A 6,481-nucleotide genomic window follows, 5' to 3' on the forward strand; every position below is an offset into this window, starting at 1 on the left:
ATAATATCATAATTCACATCAGCCAGATCTGATAAGTCACTGGCAACAGTTTTGTAAATGACTGCTTCGGAATAATCATATCCATTCTTTTTAAGAAAGTCAGGGATATCATTCTTGCGAATATTAGAACAGGGAAACAGGTATTTTTCATTCTTACGCTTTCTGAACTTTTCTATGAGGTCCTGGGCTGTTCTTTCACCACAATAAATCCTTCGTTTTCTGATGACTATGTATTTTTGCAGATAATTTGCCGTCTGCTCCGAAATACAGAAATATTTCATAGATGCCGGCATTTCCAACCTCTTTTCGGAGCATATCCTGAAAAAATGATCTACAGCATTCCTGCTGGTAAAGATAATAGCAGTGTGCGACATAATATCAATATTCTGTTTTCTAAATCCATCAAGAGAAACAGGCTCTATTTGAATAAATGGCCTAAAATCAATTTTTATATTATATTTTTTGGCCAGCTCAAAATAATGAGAATTTTCATCAGATGGCTTTGGTTGAGAAACCAGAATGCTTGAGACTTTGGAATCTCTAATTACTTCTTTTTGGGCGATATCATTAAACGCAGTATCTCTCATTACAATATTAACTTTATCAATACCACTGAGGGTATTAATTCGGTGGCGCAAAGGTAAGAAAATAAATGAAGATTTCTAAAAGAAGTTAATTTATTTATCAGAATAATCGTTCTAAACAAAATAAGAAGGAAGAAGAAAATCAAAGTATAAAATATAAATTTTAAGATAAATTCTTCAATATCGTTATTTTTATAGACTAAAAAAGCTGCCAATGGCAAGATTATCAAACCCAATATCTGGATTATCCTTATAGTATCAATATAGTGATATTTTATAAACTGCCTGCATTTTAATAACCAACTAAATGTTAATAAAAGATAATATTTTATGACCAATATAAAAAATACGAAGAATGCAACTACAGATAAAGAGATTACTGGCGAAGGATTTCTTAAAAATTTTAAAAGAAATAAATAAACCGACCCGTGAAGATTGAAGTACTCTGATTGTGCCATAATTCCATTTTGATACCCAATGTATTGTAACACAAATGATAATAAAAAACAAAAAGCGAGCATAAAGTATAGATTAACATCTACCATTGGATTTAATAATATATTTGCTTCAATATTTGATGGTGAAATAACATTATTGATATTATAAAAACTTTTAAATGTATTTGAATATCTACTCTTTAATAATACATATATTACACACAATATTAAAGTTACAATTAAAAGGTAATTATTAATAGGTTTTTTTTCTCTATCAAGAGGCGGTGCAACTGCTGAATTCGTATAAGTATCATAAAGCTCAGGGCTTTTCGGAATGACTTGATAGATTTCCTTAAAAGGTAAATCTCCATCAGGGTGCCAAAAACTAATAAACACACTCCTGTTCTCAGAGTTGCCAGATGCTATGCTATCAATATCAATTATGACAGTATCGCTTGTTTCAGATGTAAAGCATAATTTATGATTGATAAAAAGGCATAAATTTTTTACTCCGTAAAAACTAATCAGAAAGGGCAGCCCCCCTAACAGCCCCCCTTCCGTCCCCCCAAAGGGGGGAGACTTTGCCAACCCCTTTCCCTTTGGGAAGTGTGGTGGGAAAGTCCCCCCTTTGGGGGAATTTAGGGGGGCTGTTAGGGGGGCTTTTAAAGTTTGACTAATTACTTTAACGTTTGAATGAAGTTTGTCTATGTAAGGTACATAAGCAGCATATTTTTTGTCATAAACAACCCAATTATCTTCCAGTGACACTACCTTCTGGTATTGTTGTCTTTCAGCGTATGCAAATTCGGATGTAAATAATATGATGATAAAAATTACAAAACACATCTGGTTATTAGTTTGTTAGTTTTTAGTTATGGTTACTTAGTTATTGGTTTTAGTTTATTAGTTTTATAGTTTACTTCTTTGCCTAAATGTGATTTTTAACAAAACAGATGGCAAGCCGCCTAAAAGAGCGCCAAACTAAACAACTATAAAACCAGAACTAAAAACTATTCAACTATAACTAACCAACCACCCAACTAATAACTAAAAAAAATCAGGTATTTTTTATTTTTTTAAATTTGCCTATAACCTCAATAATAATACCCAATAATAAAGATATTGATATTAAAAAAATCAACAACCTGATATTACCAATTTTTGAAAGATAAATAGTAATGGCAATAATTATCAAATTAAGTAAAGTCAATATTATTATTGTAAACAATTGCGGGCAACCGTAGGCTACTATTCTATGATGTATATGATTTTTATCTGGTATAAATGGAGACCTCCCGGATAATATCCTCAAGATAAACACTCTTGATGTATCAAAAATGGGTATAATAAGTATTGCAACAGCGATAGCCGGGGATGAAGGAACAGCATTCATGGCAATAAATCTGATGGCTAAAACAGATATGATGAAACCACATATTAAAGAGCCGGAATCTCCCATAAAAACAATGGCTTTATAGAGATTATAACGTAGAAAGCCTAATACTCCTCCGGCTAAACAAAAGGCAACCCCTGCATAAACCGAATCATCATAAATATAAAAATAAATACCAAAGGTTGCAGCAACGATCAAGGCTATGATACCGGCAAGTCCATCCAGCCCATCAAGCAGATTGAATGAATTAGTAATACCAATAATAACAAAAAAGGTGAATGCATAGCTAATACCAATTTCCAGTTCATGGATACCGAATATGCCATAAAAGTTTGTTATACGAATATCTGCCATAAACATTACGATACCAGCCGCAAGTACCTGCACAAAAAATTTCTTAAATGCTGCAACTGTAACCAGGTCGTCTTTTAAACCAATAAAAAATATTACGATACAACCCGCCAAAACCTGCTGGACGCCATTGCTTAAATCACAAAATATTGTAAGCGCTGACATAAAACCAGCAAAAATTGCCAGTCCTCCCAACCTTGGTGTCAACGACTCATGCAATGTTCTTTTGCCGGGTTTATCCAATAATTTTTTTACATGTGCCACATAGGTAATTGAAGGGATAGCAAATACCGATATTAAAAGCGCCCATAAAAAAGCTAACAATAAAGCCATAATGAATTATGAATTACGAACAAAGAATTACAAATATACGAATTACAAACTTCATTCGTCATTCGTAATTCTAAAACTGACTGATCAACCCAAAATGAATCTTAGAAAAATTCAACCCGATAGGTTGATCCTTAGATTTACCAACGGAATATATGAAGTTGAATATTCCCGCTTTTGTACTAAAACTAATCCCTGCCCCTAATCCTAATGGAAAATCCTCATAAAAAGTATTGTCTAATATGTCTAATAAATCATATGTTAAATACCCCTGATCATAAAATAGTAACAAGTAAGAAGTCTCATCGGTGAAAAATCTGTATTCTAACGTACCTACCACATAGGTTGATGCGAAAAATGTGCTCTCGTTAAACCCTCTTAGACTTTTTAACCCTCCGATTCTGAACAAATCATTTTTAAATAAGTTATTATTGACCAAAGTTCCAAATCCATTTAAGCTACTAGTGTTTAAAGCAGTTAAAAACACGCTCCTTAACCCTAACTTTGAATAATGACGAACGTTTGCGGTGAAAGATACTTGTGTAGTTTTTAATTCTACATTTTCGCTCAAAGATTCATCTAATTGTTTGATATTTTTATTACCGATACCTAAATTTACATTTATGGCATTTCCTTTTTGGGGATAGTAGTAATCATTCAAATTATTCCATTCATACACCAAACCATAAGATATGAAGCTGGTATTAGCATAGTCCTTACTTAAAATCGGTTGCTTTAAAAGAATCGTTGTACTTTTTAAACCCGTAAAAAAACCTACTTTGCCAATTTTACTGATATGATAAGAGAGGGTAATTTTTCTATCAATGTTAACAAAAGTTGAATCTTGTTTGAAGAAGTTAACATCAATCTTGGCCTCTATGTTAGACCCTATCAGATTAGGGTGCACATACTCAACATCAAGTGTTTGTGAAAGTTTTTTTAATTTCTTCCATTCAAATATGATGCTTTTCCCGGTACCAAAGGGGTTACGCAATCGCAAAGTAAATTCACCGTTTATGAGCAATTTCTTTTTACCCTCATTGTCTTCCTCTTCATTAGGCAAAAAACCTACTATTCCATTAATTTGATTTGCTTTTTTATCATCAAGATACAAGTTTAAATATGCCTTTTCCCTGTTGAAACTCACTACAGGAACTTTGACAACCTTCAAATAGGGGAGCCGCTTAATTAACTTACCTGCACTTTCAACCTTTTCCTGACTATAAGGCTGGCCAGGCAATACTCTAATATATTTTGACAAAAAACGCTTTTTTATTTTAGTATCCCCTTTTATAACCAGGGAATCAAATTTAATAAGAGGGCCCATAATAAAATTTAGTGAGGTTCCAATACTCCCCTCTGTAATAGTGATAGAATCTAATTTGATTGATGCAAAAGGATACCCATGGTCTTCCGAATATTCCAATATTTTTTTTTCAAGCTTCACGACTTCGTAATATTTAAAAGGTTTATTAGAATAAAATTTCTCTTTATAATCAATCTTAGTTAAAAGCTCTTCACTGACATTACCTTTTTTCAGAAGTGCCCATTGATATGGCTTTCCAATTACTAAACTCACAGTCATTGTATCGCTTTGTAGAGACGTTGCATGTTGGAACGAAGTGGAAATCCCCCCGAGTACTCGGGGGGGCAACATCTCTACAAAGCTATACCAAATACTATCAGCAGTTGAGGTGATGTATGATTGGCGTTGTAAACTAAATATCAGATTTTGAAGCTCTTTGGCTGCCGATAGCGAATCCGGATGTTTTGTCTTATAATTATACTTCCTTAATAAAGACTTTTCCTCAGAAGGAACCTTGATCTCTAAAAAATAACTCTTTTGGAAACCCGCCTGCCTGCTTTGCGGGAATGCTCTGTGAGCGGGCAGGAAAGATAAGTGGCTGATAAGTAATAATGCTAATAACATAGCGTATGGCCCCGCCACAATTGGCGGGGCTTTGCCCTTTGCGCTATGCGCTTTACGGATATTCATTATATTTAATTTCATTACTTTTGTAAAATTACTAAATCCATGTCAAGTATCTATATACATATCCCTTTTTGCAAACAAGCCTGCTACTATTGCGACTTTCACTTTAGCACCAATCAAAAGTTAAAAGAAGACTTAGTCAAAGCATTGTGTAAAGAAATTTCGCTCCAAAAAGATTATTTTAATTCTAAAATTGATACCATTTACCTGGGTGGAGGTACGCCTTCTTTATTATCTGAAAAAGAGCTTAATCAAATATTAACTGCAATTAGTACCTATTTAGTGTTAAATGACAAAGTTGAAATTACACTGGAAGCCAATCCCGATGATCTAACGAAAGAAAAATTAAAATTATTACGCAGAGCTGGTATAAACAGACTGAGCATAGGAGTACAATCATTTGATGAAGCACATTTACGGTTTCTGAATAGAGTACACAACGCTTTAGAAGCGAAAAAAAGTATCGAATTAGCCCAAAATGCCGGGTTTGATAATATAAACATAGATTTGATCTACGGAAGCCCCCATAGCCCCCATCTAACTCAAAGCCCCCCTGAATCGGAGAAACGGGGAATCGGAGAAACGGAGAGAAGAAAAAAGAAACAATTCACCGATTCACCCATTCACCCATTCACCGATTCGGCAAGGAGTAGTGGCGAGGGGAATTTAGAGGGGGCTGCTCACGTATGGAAAAAGGATCTGGAAACAACTTTCAAGCTGCAAATTCAGCACATTTCCGCATATTGTTTGACCATTGAACCTAAAACTGTATTTGGCAAATGGCTGAAAAAAAAGAAAATTGATCCTGTTGATGAGGATTTTGCCGCCCAACAATATGAGATATTGATCAATGCAACCACCCAAAATGGCTTTCTTCATTACGAGATATCCAATTTTTGCATCCCCGGATATGAATCAAAACATAACTGTAATTATTGGCAGGGAGGTCAATACCTCGGTATCGGGCCCAGCGCCCATTCATATAATGGAACCAACAGACAATTTAATGTTTCCAATAATGCCATCTATATTAGCACAATTCTCGAAAATAATATCCCCTGTAAAATAGAAGAATTTAATTTAAAAAACAGCGTAAATGAATATATAATTACTCGGCTCAGAACAATGTGGGGACTACCGGTTAAATCCGATTTAAAATCAGATTTACGCTACGACTTGTTATCAACACACAAAAGATATATCAATAACTATTTGAAAGCAGGAGCGATCACTGTTGAAAATGACCACATCAAATTAACAGACAAAGGAATGCTTATTGCCGATAAAATAATCAGTGACTTAATGAGTGTTTAGTGAGGAAGGAAATAAGGGAAATAAAGGGAATAAAGGAAATAAGGTAATGTAGTATGTCTTTAAATTTGCTTTGCATATT

The 6,481-nt window shown here is 34.0% G+C and carries 5 protein-coding genes; 1 reads left to right on the forward strand and 4 read right to left on the reverse strand.

Annotated elements, in window-relative coordinates; genetic code table 11:
- The 4 genes from FVQ77_17050 to FVQ77_17065 all read right to left on the reverse strand — a co-directional run.
- The coding region (locus FVQ77_17050; protein MBW8052011.1) for a uroporphyrinogen-III synthase at positions 1-587 on the reverse strand (587 nt) is incomplete at its 3' end.
- The gene (locus tag FVQ77_17055; protein ID MBW8052012.1) at positions 587-1,867 is read right to left on the reverse strand and encodes a DUF4271 domain-containing protein; all 1,281 of its coding nucleotides are present in this window, start codon (positions 1,865-1,867) and stop codon (positions 587-589) included. The genes FVQ77_17050 and FVQ77_17055, both read right to left, overlap by 1 nt.
- Positions 1,868-2,078: 211 nt before the next feature.
- Positions 2,079-3,098 carry an undecaprenyl/decaprenyl-phosphate alpha-N-acetylglucosaminyl 1-phosphate transferase gene (locus FVQ77_17060; protein MBW8052013.1) on the reverse strand — a complete coding sequence of 340 codons (1,020 nt, stop codon included), beginning with the start codon at positions 3,096-3,098 and terminating at the stop codon, positions 2,079-2,081.
- 70 nt (positions 3,099-3,168) lie between these two features.
- A complete protein-coding gene (locus FVQ77_17065) occupies positions 3,169-5,106 on the reverse strand; it encodes a BamA/TamA family outer membrane protein (GenBank protein ID MBW8052014.1) in 1,938 nt (645 codons plus the stop codon).
- Positions 5,107-5,130: 24 nt separating this feature from the next.
- Between FVQ77_17065 and FVQ77_17070 the strand changes: the two genes are divergently transcribed.
- The gene (locus tag FVQ77_17070; protein ID MBW8052015.1) at positions 5,131-6,402 is read left to right on the forward strand and encodes a coproporphyrinogen III oxidase family protein; all 1,272 of its coding nucleotides are present in this window, start codon (positions 5,131-5,133) and stop codon (positions 6,400-6,402) included.
- Positions 6,403-6,481 lie beyond the last annotated feature (79 nt).

It is taken from the genome of Cytophagales bacterium, from assembly GCA_019456305.1.
GTDB lineage: Bacteria > Bacteroidota > Bacteroidia > Cytophagales > VRUD01 > VRUD01.